This window comes from Pauljensenia sp. 27098_8_83, assembly GCF_041432695.1.
Taxonomy (GTDB): Bacteria; Actinomycetota; Actinomycetes; order Actinomycetales; family Actinomycetaceae; genus Pauljensenia.
Genome location: NZ_JAPWAD010000045.1, coordinates 1 through 1,389, shown reverse-complemented (window position 1 = coordinate 1,389; position 1,389 = coordinate 1). Strand labels below are relative to the sequence as shown.

Genomic DNA, 1,389 nt, shown 5'->3' with positions numbered 1-1,389 from the left:
TATCCGTCTTTTTGTTTGAAAGGATTGATGCATGATGAATGATGATGATGTTGTTGTGGCTCGCGCTAGTGGGCGTGAGGCTGTGGAGGACCTGCGTCGCTCGGGGGCGTTGGATGCGTTGTTTGAGCGTCTTGATGCTGGCGAGGTCGAGATGACGGGCAGCCAGGGATTGTTGCCCGCGTTGCTCAAGGAGGCCTTGGAGCGCGGCCTGGCCGCGGAGCTGACCCAGCACTTGGGGTATGAGAAGGGCCAGACCAGCGCGCAGGCGCGCTCGAACACGAGGAACGGCACGACGAAGAAGACCGTGATGTCGGAGGTGGGAGCCTTCGAGATCGAGGTCCCCCGGGACCGGGCAGGCTCGTTCACCCCGCGCCTGGTACGCAAAGGACAGCGGCGCCTCGATGGCTTGGATTCGATGATTATCAGCTTGTATGCCGGGGGGATGACGGTACGCGATATCCGCCATCACCTGGCCTCCACCCTGGGCGTGGAGGTCAGCGCCGCAACGATTTCCACGATCACTGACGCGGTGTGCGACGCTGTCTTGGAGTGGCAGCACCGCCCCTTAGAAGCGTTCTACCCGGTGATCTACCTGGACGCGATCCGCATCAAAATCCGAAGCGATCACACGGTGGAGAACCGGGCCGCTCACCTGGCGGTCGGAGTGGACATGGACGGTGTTAAGCATGTGCTGGGCATCTGGGTCCAAGCCGATGAAGGCGCGGCTTTTTGGGCCCACGTGTGCGCCGAGCTGGCCAACCGGGGCGTGCGCGATGTCCTGATCGTGTGCTGCGACGGGTTGAGTGGCCTTCCCGAAGCCATTGAAGCGACCTGGCCCCAGTCCATGGTCCAAACCTGCGTCGTTCACTTAATCCGCGCCTCCATGCGTTTCGTGTCCTACAAGGACCGCAAGAGCGTCGCCGCAGCTCTCAAGCGGGTCTACAGCGCGCCCAATGAGGAAACCGCCCGAGAGGCGCTAGAGGATTTCGCGGCCAGTGACCTGGGAGGGCGCTACCCCCAAACCGTTGCGACCTGGAAGCGCGCCTGGCAGCGTTTCACGCCGTTCTTGGCGTTCCCTCCCATGCTGCGCCGCGTCGTGTACACCACCAACGCTATCGAGTCCTTGAACTACCAGCTACGCAAAATCACCAAGAACCGCGGGCATTTCCCCAGCGAAGAAGCCGCCGTCAAACTCTTATGGCTCGCCATCTGCGACATCGAAGACAAACGAGCCGCCGAGCGCCTCACAGACGCCGGCAAACCCGCCAACAAACGAACAGCCCCCACACGCCTCATCCAAGGACGCACCACCACCAACTGGAAACAAGCCCTCGCCCAACTCACCACCGCCTACCCCGACCGAATCACCCCCTACCTCTAACCCCCATA

The 1,389-nt window shown here is 62.0% G+C and carries 1 protein-coding gene; it reads left to right on the top strand.

Features of this window, described 5'->3' with window-relative positions; all coding sequences use genetic code 11:
- Window positions 1-31: 31 nt before the first annotated feature.
- Window positions 32-1,381, top strand: a complete 1,350-nt coding sequence (locus O3656_RS10210) for an IS256 family transposase (protein ID WP_500063964.1) — start codon at window positions 32-34, stop codon at window positions 1,379-1,381.
- Window positions 1,382-1,389 lie beyond the last annotated feature (8 nt).